General features: G+C 72.7%; 11 protein-coding genes. 5 read left to right on the top strand and 6 right to left on the bottom strand.

Features of this window, described 5'->3' with window-relative positions:
• Window positions 1-5: 5 nt before the first annotated feature.
• Complete coding sequence (locus PV410_RS14035) at window positions 6-1235, bottom strand: DUF349 domain-containing protein (RefSeq protein WP_500324434.1); 1230 nt, start codon at window positions 1233-1235, stop codon at window positions 6-8.
• A gap of 220 nt (window positions 1236-1455) precedes the next feature.
• Window positions 1456-2280 carry a peptidylprolyl isomerase gene (locus tag PV410_RS14030; protein WP_500324433.1) on the bottom strand — a complete coding sequence of 275 codons (825 nt, stop codon included), beginning with the start codon at window positions 2278-2280 and terminating at the stop codon, window positions 1456-1458.
• A gap of 194 nt (window positions 2281-2474) precedes the next feature.
• Here PV410_RS14030 and PV410_RS14025 point away from each other — a divergent pair, with 194 nt between their 5' ends.
• A complete protein-coding gene (locus tag PV410_RS14025) occupies window positions 2475-3191 on the top strand; it encodes an MBL fold metallo-hydrolase (protein WP_500324432.1) in 717 nt (238 codons plus the stop codon).
• A gap of 13 nt (window positions 3192-3204) precedes the next feature.
• A complete protein-coding gene (gene hisS / locus PV410_RS14020) occupies window positions 3205-4467 on the top strand; it encodes a histidine--tRNA ligase (RefSeq protein WP_500324431.1) in 1263 nt (420 codons plus the stop codon).
• A gap of 94 nt (window positions 4468-4561) precedes the next feature.
• Here the strand turns inward: hisS and PV410_RS14015 are convergent, their stop codons facing one another.
• Window positions 4562-6667 (bottom strand): putative bifunctional diguanylate cyclase/phosphodiesterase, encoded by a 2106-nt coding sequence (locus PV410_RS14015; RefSeq protein WP_500324430.1) that lies wholly within the window; start codon window positions 6665-6667, stop codon window positions 4562-4564.
• On the bottom strand, window positions 6664-7473 hold the full coding sequence (locus tag PV410_RS14010; protein ID WP_500324429.1) for an SAM-dependent methyltransferase: 810 nt from the start codon (window positions 7471-7473) through the stop codon (window positions 6664-6666). The genes PV410_RS14015 and PV410_RS14010 overlap by 4 nt, the downstream gene beginning before the upstream one ends.
• Before the next feature lie 280 nt (window positions 7474-7753).
• On the opposite strand from PV410_RS14010, the gene PV410_RS14005 reads away from it, so the two are divergent.
• Both PV410_RS14005 and PV410_RS14000 read left to right on the top strand, forming a co-directional pair.
• Window positions 7754-8398: a vitamin K epoxide reductase family protein gene (locus PV410_RS14005; RefSeq protein WP_500324428.1), complete on the top strand. Its 645-nt coding sequence runs from the start codon at window positions 7754-7756 to the stop codon at window positions 8396-8398.
• Window positions 8399-8442: 44 nt separating this feature from the next.
• Window positions 8443-9792, top strand: a complete 1350-nt coding sequence (locus tag PV410_RS14000) for a replication-associated recombination protein A (RefSeq protein ID WP_500324427.1) — start codon at window positions 8443-8445, stop codon at window positions 9790-9792.
• Window positions 9793-9835: 43 nt separating this feature from the next.
• Here the strand turns inward: PV410_RS14000 and PV410_RS13995 are convergent, their stop codons facing one another.
• The gene (locus PV410_RS13995; RefSeq protein ID WP_500324502.1) at window positions 9836-10552 is read right to left on the bottom strand and encodes a DUF2470 domain-containing protein; all 717 of its coding nucleotides are present in this window, start codon (window positions 10550-10552) and stop codon (window positions 9836-9838) included.
• Between the two features lie 199 nt (window positions 10553-10751).
• On the opposite strand from PV410_RS13995, the gene rpsD reads away from it, so the two are divergent.
• A complete protein-coding gene (gene rpsD, locus PV410_RS13990; RefSeq protein ID WP_018564200.1) occupies window positions 10752-11363 on the top strand; it encodes a 30S ribosomal protein S4 in 612 nt (203 codons plus the stop codon).
• 98 nt (window positions 11364-11461) lie between these two features.
• On the opposite strand, the gene PV410_RS13985 is transcribed toward rpsD, so the two are convergent.
• Window positions 11462-13609: an ATP-binding protein gene (locus PV410_RS13985; RefSeq protein ID WP_500324426.1), complete on the bottom strand. Its 2148-nt coding sequence runs from the start codon at window positions 13607-13609 to the stop codon at window positions 11462-11464.
• Window positions 13610-13664 lie beyond the last annotated feature (55 nt).

Genomic DNA, 13664 nt, shown 5'->3' with positions numbered 1-13664 from the left:
GAGCCTCAGCCGCCGAACTCGTCCAGGGACTTCAGCGCCTGGTCGAGCAGCGCCTGCCGCCCGTCCAGTTCCCGCTGCAGCTTGTCGGCCTTGGAGGTGTTCCCCACCGCCCGCGCCGCCTCGATCTGCTCGCGCAGCTTGTCGACGGCCGCCTGGAGCGCCCCGGTCAGGCCCGCGGCACGCGCCCGCGCCTCGGGGTTGGTGCGGCGCCACTCGGCCTCCTCGGCCTCCTGGATGGAGCGCTCCACCGCGTGCATGCGGCCCTCGATGCGCGGCCGGGCGTCGCGCGGCACGTGGCCGATCGCCTCCCAGCGCTCGTTGATGCCGCGGAAGGCGGCGCGCGCCGCCTTCAAGTCGGTGACCGGGAGCAGCTTCTCGGCCTCGATGGCCAGCTCCTCCTTCAGCGTGAGGTTCTCGCGCTGCTCGGTGTCGCGCTCGGCGAAGACCTCGGAGCGGGCCGCGAAGAAGACGTCCTGGGCGCCGCGGAAGCGGTTCCACAGGTCCTCCTCCGCCTCGCGCTGGGCGCGGCCGGCGGCCTTCCAGTCGGTCATCAGCTCGCGGTAGCGCGCCGCCGTGGGACCCCAGTCGGTGGAGCCGGACAGCGCCTGCGCCTCCTCCACCAGCTTCTCCTTGCGCCGGCGGGCGTCCTCGCGCTGCGAGTCGAGCGCCGCGAAGTGGGCCTTGCGCCGCTTGGAGAAGACCGAACGGGCGTGGCTGAAGCGGTGCCACAGCTCGTCGTCGGTCTTGCGGTCCAGCCGGGGCAGGCCCTTCCAGATGTCGACCAGGGCGCGCAGCCGCTCACCGGCGGCCCGCCACTGCTCGCTCTGCGCCAGCTGCTCGGCCTCGGTGACCAGGTCCTCCTTGGCCGTCTTGGCCTCCTCGGAGGCCTTGGCCTTGGCGACCTTGCGCTCCTCGCGGCGCGCGTCGACCTGGTCGGTCAGCGCGTCCAGCCGCTTGGCGAGGGCTTCCAGGTCTCCCACGGCGTGGGCCTCGGTCACCGTGGCGCGCAGGTGATCGATGGCGGTCAACGCGTCCTTGGGGGACAGGTCGGTGGTCTTCACCCGGCGTTCGAGGAGGCCGATCTCGACGACGAGGCCCTCGTATTTCCGCTCGAAGTAGGCGAGCGCCTCCTCAGGGGAGCCTGCCTGCCACGAGCCGACTTCACGCTCGCCATCGGCCGTACGCACGTACACGGTCCCCGTCTCGTCGACGCGGCCCCACGGGTCGCTGCTCACAGCGCCTCCTCCACGTGATGCCCGGCCGCCGTACGGCTCGCGGGCATCGTCCACAGTTCCATTCGGCCGGGCCGTGCCCTGACCGGTCCGACGGTCCGCTCACATCCATGGTGCAGCCGTCGGAGCAGGCACCCTACACAACGCCAACATAGGCGACCGGTGCCCCGGCTGTCCGCATCCCGCACCCGCGAAATTCACCTGCGGGTGCGGGACGCGGCGGTCAGGACTTCCCGACCGTCGCCTTGTTGATCACCACGGTGGCGTTCGGGGCGCCGTCTCCGGCACCGGTCGACTCGCCCGCGGCCGCGATCTTGTCCAGCACCTTCATGCCGGCCGCGCTGATCGTCCCGAACGGGGTGTAGTTCGGCGGCAGCGGGCTGTCCTTGTAGACCAGGAAGAACTGGCTGCCGCCGGTGTGCGCCTGGCCGGTGTTGGCCATGGCGACCGTGCCTGCCGGGTACGTGCCCCCGGCGATCTCCTTCGCCTTCAGGTTCTCGTCCGGGATGGTGTAGCCGGGGCCGCCGCTGCCCTGGGCCGTCGGATCGCCGCACTGCAGCACGTAGATGCCGCTGGTGGTGAGCCGGTGGCACTTCGTGTGGTCGAAGTAGCCCTTGCCGGCCAGGAACGCGAAGGAGTTGACCGTGTGCGGGGCGTTCTTCGCGTCGAGGTCCAGCGCGATGTCGCCACAGGTCGTCTGCAGCGCGAAGGTGTACTTCGCCGCGGTGTCGACGGTGACCGCGGGCTCCTTCTTCCACTGCTCCGTGCCGGGGCTGCCCGCGGCGGGCTTGGCGCACGGGTCGGGCGCCTTGCTCGTCTCCGCGGGGGTGGGGGAGGCGCCCGCGGCGGCGGCGTCGTCCTTCTTGGGGTCCGAACCGAAGGCGCCGGCCGCCCAGGCCGTGGCGCCCGCCGCCAGGACCACGGCGAGCACGGCGGCGACCACCGCGTTGCGCCGTACGGTCTTCCGGTGGGCCTGCACACGGCGGTCGTGCTGCCGCTCGAACTTCTCCCGGGCGAGCTGGCGCCGCCGCTGATCCTTGGTGACCACTGAGCCGTCTCCCGATGCGTTCTGCTCGTCGCGTCCGAATGTGACAAACGTTCGCCGCCGATCTTCGCGCCCGGCGCGCCCCCCAGTCCAGCGACGTTACTGGTTCGCGATGGCCGCGTCGGCGCCGGTAGGCTCGTGGGACCGCCGTCGTGCGGTACGACCTGCCGAGAACGACTGCCGACAGAAGGACGAACGTGCTCATTGCCGGGTTCCCCGCCGGGGCCTGGGGCACCAACTGCTACGTGGTCGCCCCCGCCGCCGGTGAGGAGTGCGTGATCATCGACCCGGGCCACGAAGCGGCCCAGGGCGTCGAGGACACGCTCGCCAAACACCGTCTCAAGCCCGTCGCCGTCATCCTCACCCACGGCCATCTCGACCACACGGCCTCGGTCGTCCCGGTCTGCGGGGCCCATGGCGTCCCGGCCTGGATCCACCCCCGGGACCGCTACATGCTGAACGACCCGGAGAAGGCCCTCGGCCGCTCGATCGGCGCGCAGCTGCTCGGCGAACTGACCATCGGCGAGCCCGACGACCTGAAGGAGCTCACCGACGGCAGCACGCTGGAGCTCGCCGGTCTCGAGCTGTCCGTGGCGCACGCGCCCGGCCATACGGAGGGGTCGGTGACCTTCAGGCTCCCCGAGACCGCCGAGATCCCCTCGGTGTTCTTCTCGGGCGACCTGCTGTTCGCCGGCTCCGTCGGCCGCACCGATCTGCCCGGCGGTTCCATGGACGAGCTGTTCGTGTCGCTGGCCCGTGTGTGCCTGCCGCTCGACGACTCGACCGTGGTGCTGTCCGGCCACGGACCCCAGACGACCATCGGCCGTGAGCGCGCCACCAACCCGTACCTGGCGGAGGTGGCCCGCGGCCTCGGAGGGGACGACCACCCCGCCCCTCCGCGACGAGGAATGTGACGAGAGACCTCCTGTGAGCACCTTCCAGGCCCCCAAGGGCACCTATGACCTCCTGCCGCCCGATTCCGCCGTGTTCCTGGCGGTCCGCGAGGCGCTGGCCGCGCCGCTGCGGCGGTCCGGCTACGGCTACGTCGAGACCCCCGGATTCGAGCAGGTCGAGCTCTTCTCCCGCGGCGTCGGCGAGTCCACCGACATCGTGACCAAGGAGATGTACACCCTCACCACCAAGGGCGGCACGAACCTCGCGCTGCGCCCCGAGGGCACCGCCTCCGTGCTGCGCGCCGCGCTGGAGGCCAACCTGCACAAGGCCGGCAACCTGCCGGTCAAGCTCTGGTACTCCGGCTCGTACTACCGCTACGAGCGGCCGCAGGCCGGGCGTTACCGCCACTTCTCCCAGGTCGGCGCCGAGGCGATCGGCGCCGAGGACCCGGCGCTGGACGCCGAGTTGATCATCCTGGCCGTGGACGCCTACCGCTCGCTGGGGCTGCGTGACTTCCGCCTGCTGCTCAACTCGCTGGGCGACCGCGAGTGCCGTCCGGTCTACCGGGCCGCCCTCCAGGACTTCCTGCGCGGCCTCGACCTCGACGAGGACACCCGGCGCCGGATCGAGATCAACCCGCTGCGCGTCCTGGACGACAAGCGCGACAGCGTGCAGAAGCAGCTCGTCGGGGCCCCGATGATGCGCGACCACCTGTGCGAGGCCTGCAAGGCCTACCACGAGCAGGTGCGCGAGCTGCTGACGGCCGCGGGCGTGGCCTACGAGGACGACCCGAAGCTGGTGCGCGGTCTGGACTACTACACCCGCACCACCTTCGAGTTCGTGCACGACGGCCTCGGCTCGCAGTCCGCGGTCGGCGGCGGCGGCCGCTACGACGGCCTGTCCGAGATGATCGGCGGCCCCGCGCTGCCGTCGGTGGGCTGGGCGCTGGGCGTGGACCGTACGGTGCTGGCCCTGGAGGCCGAGGGCATCGAGCTCGAACTGCCCGCTGCCACGCAGGTGTTCGCCGTGCCGATGGGCGAGGAGGCGCGCCGGGTGCTGTTCGCGGTGGTCACCGAGCTGCGCCGGGCGGGCGTCGCCACGGACTTCGCCTTCGGCGGCAAGGGGCTGAAGAACGCGATGAAATCAGCCAACCGTTCGGGAGCGCGCCTGGCGATCGTCGCCGGCGAGCGCGACCTCGCCGAGGGCGTCGTGCAGGTGAAGGACCTGGAGAGCGGCGAGCAGAGCGCGGTGCCGCTCGACGGCGTCGTCGCGGCCGTGCGCGAGCGGCTCGTCTGACCGTCCGGCGGTCACGCGGCCGACCGGTGTCCCCACCGGCCGGCCGCGCCGTGCGCGCGCACCGGCCGTCGGCCACCGGCCTCCCGGCCGTGGGTCACTCCGGCCGTCCCCGCTCGATCCACCGGGCGATCCGCTCCGGCCGCATCGGCCGCCCGAAGTACCAGCCCTGGCCCCAGTCGCAGCCCAGTGAGCGCAGCCGCCGGGCGTGCTGGGAACTCTCCACGCCCTCGGCGGTGACCGTGAGGCCGAGCGCGTGCGCCAGCGACACCAGGCCGCCGACGATCCGCCAGCCCACCGGGTCGTCCGTTCCGGCGCGGTGGGGGTCGGTGACGAACGCGCCGGCGATCTTCAGCCCGGACACCGGAAGATCCCTCAGGTAGGCGAGGTTCGACCAGCCGGTGCCGAAGTCGTCGACGGCCAGTGAGACCCCGGCGTCGGCGATCGCCTGCAGGGCGCGCAGCGACTCGTCCTCGGGCCCGATCACGGCGCTCTCGGTGATCTCCAGCTCCAGGCGCCCGGGTTCGAGCCCGGTGCTCTCCAGGATCGACGTGACGTCGTGCACCAGGCCGGGGTTGCGGATCTGACGGACCGCCAGGTTGACGTTGATCTGCGGGGCCGCCTCCCCGTAGCGCCGCACCCAGGCGGCCGCCTGCCCGACCGCCCGCTCCAGGATCCACCGGCCCAGCGGCATGATCAGCCCGGTCTCCTCCGCCGTCCCCACGAACTCGTCCGGCCCCAGCACCCCGAACTGCGGGTGACGCCACCGCACCAGCGCCTCCACCGCCGCCAGGGAGCCGTCGGCGAGCGAGCACAGCGGCTGGTAGTCGATGAAGAACTCCCCGCGGTCCAGCGCCACCGGCAGCCGTACGGAGATGGCGTACCGGCTCACGGCGCGCGCGTTGTGCCGGGGGTCGAAGAGCGTCCAGCGGCCGCGGCCGGCCTCCTTGGAGCGGTACAGCGTCAGATCCGCCGCCCGTACCGCCGCCCCCGGGGTCGTGGCGGCGATCCGCTGCGCCAGCACCCCGACGCTCGCGCCGATCGTCAACTGCTGGCCGCCCACGAGGAAGGGCCGCGCGAGCGTGGTCAGGACGAGCTTGGCGACCGCCACCGCCTCCTGGTCGCCGCGGCACTCCTCCAGCAGCACCACGAACTCGTCCCCGCCCAGCCGGGCGACCAGGTGCCCCAGCGGGGCGAGCGCGGCGTCCAGCCGCTCGGCCACGGCCGTCAGCAACTGGTCCCCGGTCCCGTGACCGAGGCTGTCGTTGACGACCTTGAAGCCGTCGAGGTCGACGTAGCACAGGCCGAAGCGGGCGCCGGGCTGCGGCTGCTCGAAGAGGCCCTCCAGCCGCTCGAAGAACGCCGTGCGGTTGGGCAGCCCGGTCAGCGGGTCGTGGGTGGCCTGGTGACGCAGCCGCTCCTGCAGCCGGTAGCGGTCGGTGATGTCCTCGACCATCGCCACCTGGTAGCGGGGCTCGCCGTGTTCGTCGCGGATCAGCGAGACGGTCAGGTGGGTCCACACCACCTCGCCGTCGCGCCGGTAGTACGGCTTGTCGCACTGGAACCGCTCGCGGCGGCCGTTGACCAGGTCGTCGTACGCCTCCCACACCCCCGGGGCATCCTCGGGGTGCACCAGCTCCGTGACCCGGCGGCCCCGCAGGTCCTCCGGGCGGGCCCCGAGCAGATCCCGGAGCGCCTGGTTGAACTGCACGATCGTGCCGTCCACGTCCGCGATGCCGATGCCGATGGCGGCGTGTTCGAACAGGGCGCGGAACCGGGCCTCCGAGGCGTGCCGGGCCCGCTCGGCGTCCTCACGGGCACGGAAGGCCGCGCGCTGGATCGCCTCCTGCTCGCGAAGCGTCCGCTCGCGCAGCGCCGCCGCCCAGCCGGAGGCGAAGGCGCCGGCCACCACCGGCACCCGGTCGGGAGCAGCCGGCTGGATCTGCAGCAGCGCCACGGCGGCCGCCAGGATCTCCGGGTCGGTGAAGTGGGCCTCCACCAGCAGCATGCCGGCCTGTTCCGCTTGCGCGGTGTCGCACGTGGGGTCGCCCAGCGCCCGCCCGAGCAGCTCCGCGGTCGTTGCCGCCACCCGGTGCAGGGTCAACGGGGGCAGGGCGAGCCCCGGGCCGGAACGCAGCAGGTGCGACCAGGCGTCCGCGAAGTCCGGGGCGCGTCCCGCGACGGGCGACGGCGACTGGCTCACGGCCGCCTCCCCACGCCGGCCAGGCCCGACATCCACTCCGGATGCGGCCCCACCGACTCGGGGCCCTCCGGGCGCCACTCGGGCAGCCACACCAGGCCCGGCGGCAGGAGGTCCCAGCCGTCGAAGAACGCCGTCACGTCCTTCCTGGTCCGCATGACCAGCGGCGTCGTGGTGCGCCGCGCGTACAGCTCCGCCAGCGAGTCCGCCTGCTCGGGGCGGCTGTCCCGGGAGGCGTGGGTGAGTACCAGATGGCTGCCGGGCGGTACCGCGTCGCGCAGCGCGCCCACGATCTTGGGGGGGTCCTCGGCGTCGGTGACGAAGTGGAGCATCGCCACCAGCAGCACCGCCACCGGTTCCCCGGGTGCCAGCAGGGCGGTGACCTCGGGCCGGGAGAGCAGGTCGCCGGTGTCGGTCATGTCGGCCATCACCATGGCGCTCAGCGGGTCGTCCTGGAGCAGCAGGCGGCTGTGGGCCACCGCGATCGGGTCCAGATCGACGTACACCACGTGTGCTTCCGGGCGGACGGCCCGCGCGACCTCGTGCACGGCGCCGAAGGTCGGGATCCCGGAGCCGATGTCCAGGAAGCGGGTGATGCCCAGGCCGGCGAGGTGCTGGACCGCGCGGCGCAGGAAGGCGCGGTTGGCACGCATGATCACCGGCAGGTCGGGCCACAGCGCCATGGCCTGCCGCGCCATGTCGCGGTCGGCCTCGAAGTTGTGGGATCCGCCCAGGTAGTAGTCGTAGACCCGGGCGGCGTTCGGCGTCTCGACGTCCGTCCCTGCGGGCACCCACTCGGGTCGACGCATGGGGCACCTCTCCCCGTCGAAGTGGATCCTCGGATCTCCGGGTCCTCTGAGAATCCTATATGTCTTATGTATGCGCATTTTTGGAGGGTGCGGTCCATCGCGCCTGCGCGGCGGCCGATAACACGGCGCGACGGCTGCCACACGAAGAGCAGCAGAATTCCGCCCTCCCGCCCGGCCGTTGTCGCTCGCGCGGGTGACACGGCACCATGGGACCCGGCACTTCCGGCAGGTTCGACGCGTTGGGCAGTGCGGCACATCCCCGACCCACGGAAACGGCGACATGGTGACTACGGTGGTTGACACGGCTCGCACCGACGGCGGGAGCCAGGAGTCCACGGACGGGCTCGTCGGCGCGGGCAGGGCCTTCACCTGGCTGCTCGTGGTCTGCGGTGCGCTCGGCCTGCTCGCCTCGTGGGTCATCACGATCGACAAGTTCAAGCTGCTGGAGGACCCGAACTTCGTCCCCGGCTGCAGCCTGAACCCGATCATCTCCTGCGGCAACATCATGAAGAGCGAGCAGGCGCACGCCTTCGGCTTTCCCAACCCGATGATCGGCATGGTCGCCTACCCGGTCGTCATCGCCCTCGCCGTGGGAATGCTCGCCGGTGCGCGCTACCGTCGCTGGTTCTGGCTCGGACTGCAGGCCGGGACGCTCTTCGGCGTCGGCTTCGTCACATGGCTGCAGTACCAGTCGCTGTACAGCATCGGCTCGCTGTGCCTGTGGTGCTCGCTGGCGTGGGTCGTCACCATCGCGCTGTTCTGGTACACCCTCGTCCACAACCTCAAGCACGAGATCATCCCGGCGCCCGCCCGTGTCCGGGACCTGGTGCTGGAATTCCACTGGGTCGTCCCCGTCCTCTGGTACGGCGTGATCGCGGTGGCGATCCTGACCCGCTGGTGGACGTACTGGAGCACCCTGATCTGACGGCGGGGCCGCGGTGTCGGTGCCGTGACATAGGCTTCCTTGCCGTGGAGCCCGACCTGTTCACCGCCGCCGCAGAGGAACGCCAGTCGAGGGAGCCCGGAGGCAGCCCCCTGGCCGTACGGATGCGCCCGCGCACCCTCGACGAGGTCGTGGGGCAGGGCCATCTGCTCAGGCCCGGGTCGCCGCTGCGGCGCCTGGTCGGCGAGGGCGGCGGCGGACCGGCGGGACCGTCCTCGGTGATCCTGTGGGGTCCGCCGGGCATCGGCAAGACGACCCTCGCCTACGTCGTCAGCCACGCCACCAACAAGCGCTTCGTCGAACTGTCGGCGATCACCGCGGGCGTCAAGGAGGTCCGCGCGGTCATCGAGAGCGCCAAGCGCGAGTCCGGCGGTTACGGCCGCGACACCGTGCTCTTCCTGGACGAGATCCACCGGTTCAGCAAGGCCCAGCAGGACTCCCTGCTCCCCGCCGTCGAGAACCGCTGGGTCACCCTGATCGCCGCCACCACCGAGAACCCGTACTTCTCGATCATCTCCCCGCTGCTGTCCCGGTCCCTGCTGCTCACCCTGGAGCCCCTGACCGACGACGACCTGCGCGGCCTGCTGCGGCGGGCGCTCGCCGACGAGCGCGGGCTCAAGGGCGCGGTCACGCTGCCCGAGGACACCGAGGAGCACCTGCTGCGGATCGCCGGCGGGGACGCCCGCCGGGCGCTGACCGCCCTGGAGGCCGGCGCGGGCGCGGCCCTGGCGAAGGGCGAGCCGGAGATCTCCCTGAGCACCCTCGAGGAGACCGTCGACCGCGCCGCCGTGAAGTACGACCGCGACGGCGACCAGCACTACGACGTGGCCAGCGCCCTGATCAAGTCCATCCGCGGCTCGGACGTGGACGCCGCCCTGCACTACCTGGCCCGCATGATCGAGGCGGGGGAGGACCCGCGGTTCATCGCCCGCCGGCTGATGATCTCCGCGAGCGAGGACATCGGCCTGGCCGACCCGACCGCGCTGCCCACGGCGGTCGCCGCGGCCCAGGCGGTGGCGATGATCGGCTTCCCGGAGGCCGCGCTGACCCTCAGCCACGCCACGATCGCGCTCGCCCTGGCCCCCAAGTCCAACGCGGCGACGACGGCCATCGGGGCCGCGCTCGCCGACGTACGCGCGGGCAAGGCGGGGCCGGTCCCCGCGCACCTGCGCGACAGCCACTACAAGGGCGCCGCGAAACTCGGGCACGGCCAGGGCTACCAGTACCCGCACGATCTGCCCGGTGCCATCGCCGCCCAGCAGTACGCGCCGGACGAGATCCACGGCCGGCGCTACTACGAGCCGACGCGCTACGGCGCCGAGGCCCGCTACGCCGACGTCCTGGAACGGGTCAGGGAGCGGCTGGCGGGGGAGTAGCGCCACGCCCGCTGGGGCCGGGTGCGCCGGGGCCGGGGCCGGGTCAGTGCTCCTGTGCGGCCGCGGCCTCCTGCGCGGCGTCGAAGAGCGTGTGCATGGCCCGGTGCAGGTCGGCGTGGCCCCGTACGGGCTCCAGGAACTCGAAGCGCGCGTTGAAGGTGCCGTCCTCGCCGGTGAAGCGCACCCGCAGCCCGAAGCGGTCCAGGGCGAGCGGCACCGCGGTGGTCGGCGTGCTGCGGCAGGCGCCGGTGCCGCCGGCGAGCGCGCACAGCCAGCCCACCTGGTCGGCGTGGGCGGCCGCCAGGTGCTGCAGCAGCTCCGCCTCGTGCTCGACCAGCGGGTCGGGACGGGCCGCGGCGAACTCGTCCGGCTCCACCTGCTCCGCGCCCCACAGGTCGTCCAGCGACGCCTCGCCGACCTCCAGCCGTAGCCGCACCTTCCCGGCCGGGGCCGGCAGGTCTCGCGCGACGGTGAGCCAGCCGGCGATCCAGGCGCGGCCGCGGATGCGTCCGGGCACCGCGACCGGGGCGACGTCAGTGATGTCGAGCACAGCCGTGAGGTCGTCGTCCTCGGCGTGCGTGGCGGCCCGTACGGCGGGCGATTCCGCGGGGAACAGCAGGAACAGGTCACCGTCGGTGCCCACGATCCGCTCGTCCGGGACCATGAGCTCGGGGAGGTCGGGCACCAGGCCGGGAATCACCAGGATGGCGGAGGCGGTACTCTGTACGAGAGTTCGTGTGCGCTCGGCTGCTGACGGCAGTCGGGCGGTTTCATGCCCGCTGGGACGCGGCTGACCATGAGCTGATCGGACCCCCGTCAAGTCGGCGCCCGCCGTGGCGTCGGCGGCGCCCTGCGTGGCGTCCATTCCGTCCGTGATGCGCGTGGTGTTCCCAGGGCGAGACATACGATCTCCTTCGCTAAGGTAAGCCTTACCTAACTTACATGGAGGTCTGGGAAACGTGAACCAGTCGCGTCCCAAGGTCAAGAAGTCGCGTGCCCTCGGCATCGCCCTGACGCCGAAGGCCGTCAAGTACTTCGAGGCCCGTCCCTACCCGCCGGGCGAGCACGGCCGTGGCCGCAAGCAGAACAGTGACTACAAGGTCCGACTGCTGGAGAAGCAGCGGCTGCGCGCGCAGTACGACATCTCCGAGCGCCAGATGGCCCGTGCCTACGACCGCGCCCGCAAGGTCAGCGGCAAGACCGGCGAGGCCCTGATCGTCGAGCTCGAGCGCCGCCTGGACGCCCTCGTCCTGCGCGCCGGCCTGGCCCGCACGATCTACCAGGCCCGCCAGATGGTCGTCCACGGCCACATCGAGGTCAACGGCCACAAGGTCGACAAGCCGTCGTTCCGCGTCACCCCCGACGACGTCGTGATGGTCCGCGAGCGCTCCCGCGCCAAGACCCCGTTCCAGGTCGCCCGTGAGGGCGGCTGGGCCGGCGAGGGCGAGACCCCGAAGTACCTGCAGGTCAACCTGCAGGCGCTGGCCTTCCGCCTGGACCGTCTGCCGAACCGTCGTGAGGTCCCCGTGATCTGCGACGAGCAGCTCGTCGTCGAGTACTACGCTCGCTGACGCCTGCCCCACCCGGCACGCACGTCAGCCCCGGCGCCCCGCCCTTCCGGCGGGGCGCCGGGGCTTTCGCGTGCCCGGGGCGACCCTGCTCGCCCCGGTCAGTCCTGGGCGGACCGGCCGAGCGGCGCGCCCGCGGGCAGCGAATCGGCGGGTGGCACGGGACCGCGGGGCGGACGCGGGCCGGTGCGTGTCGGGGGCAGCCCGGTCAGGGCCCGGGCGACGGCCGCGTCGAGGTCGAGGACGCCCCCCTCGGCGTACGCCCCCTCGTAGCCGACCCGGCCCAGCTCGGCGCGGGCCAGTTCCTCGCAGCGCTGGTGGGGGATGCCGAAGTGGCGCGAGCCGAACACCGGCAGCCCGACGAGCCGCCAGATGCCGCCCGCCGCGCCCTGCAGCACCGCCGCCTCCCGGGCGTCCCCCGGGACCCGCAGCAGCGCGAGCAGCTCGATGCCGAGCACGATGCCCACCATGTCGCGGAAGGTGTGGTTGATCCGCACGCACTCGGCCGCCAGTTCGGCGGCGAGCACGGGGTCGTCCTGCCACCAGGCGATGACCGCCCGCGTGTAGAGCGCGTACGCCAGCGCCCAGCGCTCCCCGTGGTCCTCGCAGACCTCGCGGATGTGCTCGCAGAGCTCGATCCCGCCCTCCAGGTCCCCCTCGAAGGCCACCGCCATCGCCAGCTCGACCTCGGCCATGATGACGTTGCTGTTGAGCTCGCCCAGCGTCCGGTAGTGCCCCAGCGCCTCCTCGAACAGCGCCTTGGCGCGCGGCAGGTCGTCGCTGAGCAGCGCCCCGCACCCCATGCGGTGGACCGCGTACGCCACCGCCGTCGCGTCGCCGGTGGCCAGTGCCTGCTCCCGGCACTCGTACAGCATGCCCAGCGCCGCGGTGCCGTCGCCCTGGAGGATCGAGACGTAACCGCACACCCACAGCGCCTTGGCGCGCTGACCCGTGGGCTCGTGGTCGGCCGCCAGCGCGCGCTCCAGCCAGTACCTGCCCTCGGCGAGCCGGCCGCAGCCGACCCAGAAGAACCACAGGCTCGCCGCCAGATACTGCCCGGTCCGCAGCTCCTCGGGGACCTCCAGGGAGAACTCCAGCGCGGCCCGCAGGTTGGCCAGCTCCCGCTCGGTGCCGGCCGAGATCTCCTCCTGCCGCGCGCCGAACCACTCCATCTCGCCCCAGGTGGCGAACCCCAGGTACCAGTCGCGGTGCCGGGTCCGCAGCCGCCGTTCCTCGCCCAGCTCGCGCAGCCAGCCCAGCCCGTACTCGCGCACGGTGTCCAGCAGCAGGTAGCGCACCACGCCCGCGTCCTCGCGGCGCAGCACCACCGACTTGTCCACCAGGTCCGCCAGCAGGTCCACCATCGTGTCGGCGGTCACCTCGCCGCCCGCGCACACGTACTCGGCCGCGTCGAGGTCGAAGTCCCCGGCGAACACCGACAGCCGTGCCCACAGCAGCCGTTCGCGCGGGGTGCACAGCTCGTGGCTCCACCCGATGGTGGTGCGCAGCGCGCGGTGCCGTTCGGGACCGCCCGTGCCGCCGCGCCGGGTGAGCAGCCGGAAGCGGTCGTCCAGCCGCCCGGTGATCTGCCGCACCGACAGTGCCCGCACGCGGCCCGCCGCCAGTTCCAGCGCCAGCGGGATGCCGTCCAGGTGGCGGCAGAGCTCCTCCACCTCGGCCCGGTTGCCCCCGTCCACGGTGAAGCCCGGCAGCACCGCGGCCGCCCGGTCGGCGAACAGCTCCACCGCCTCGTCGGCGTCGCCCAGCGGCTCCAGCGCCACGATGTGCTCGCCGGCCACCCCCAGCGGCTGCCGGCTGGTGGCCAGCAACCGCAGTCCCGGTGCCCGCCGCAGCATCGCCTCGGCCAGCTCCGCCGCCGCCTCCACCTGCGGTTCGCAGCAGTCCAGGACGAGCAGCAGCTCGCGGCGGGCCAGGAAAGCACCGAGCGCGGCCCGGGGACCGCGCGTGGTGTGGTCGGTGAGGCCGAGCGCGTCCGCCACGGCGTGGTCCACCAGTCCCGGATCCCGTACGGCCCCCAGCTCGGCCAGCCAGACCCCGTCGGCGAACCCGGCGCGCAGCCCGGCCGCCGCGCGCAGCGCGAGCCGGGTCTTGCCGACCCCGCCCACGCCGGTCACCGTCACCATCCGGGCCCGCTCCAGCAGGCGGGCCACGTCGTCGAGCTCGCGCCGCCGGCCGACGAAGTGGTTCAGCTCGCACGGCAGGTTGCCGGGCGTCGTCTCATGGCGCATGGGTCACGGAGGGTATCGTCAAATAAGCGGAACGTACAGTCCGGGCCCCCTCGCC

The sequence above is a fragment of the Streptomyces sp. PA03-5A genome (genome assembly GCF_033792725.1).
GTDB lineage: Bacteria > Actinomycetota > Actinomycetes > Streptomycetales > Streptomycetaceae > Actinacidiphila.
This window is presented reverse-complemented; position numbering and strand designations above follow the sequence as displayed.

What these genes read in the sequence shown, in the direction of transcription:
- PV410_RS14005 (WP_500324428.1), top strand. Translation starts at nt 7,754, where the DNA reads ATGGTGACTACGGTGGTTGACACGGCTCGCACCGACGGCGGGAGCCAG.
- PV410_RS13985 (WP_500324426.1), bottom strand. Translation starts at nt 13,609, where the DNA reads ATGCGCCATGAGACGACGCCCGGCAACCTGCCGTGCGAGCTGAACCAC.
- PV410_RS14010 (WP_500324429.1), bottom strand. Translation starts at nt 7,473, where the DNA reads ATGCGTCGACCCGAGTGGGTGCCCGCAGGGACGGACGTCGAGACGCCG.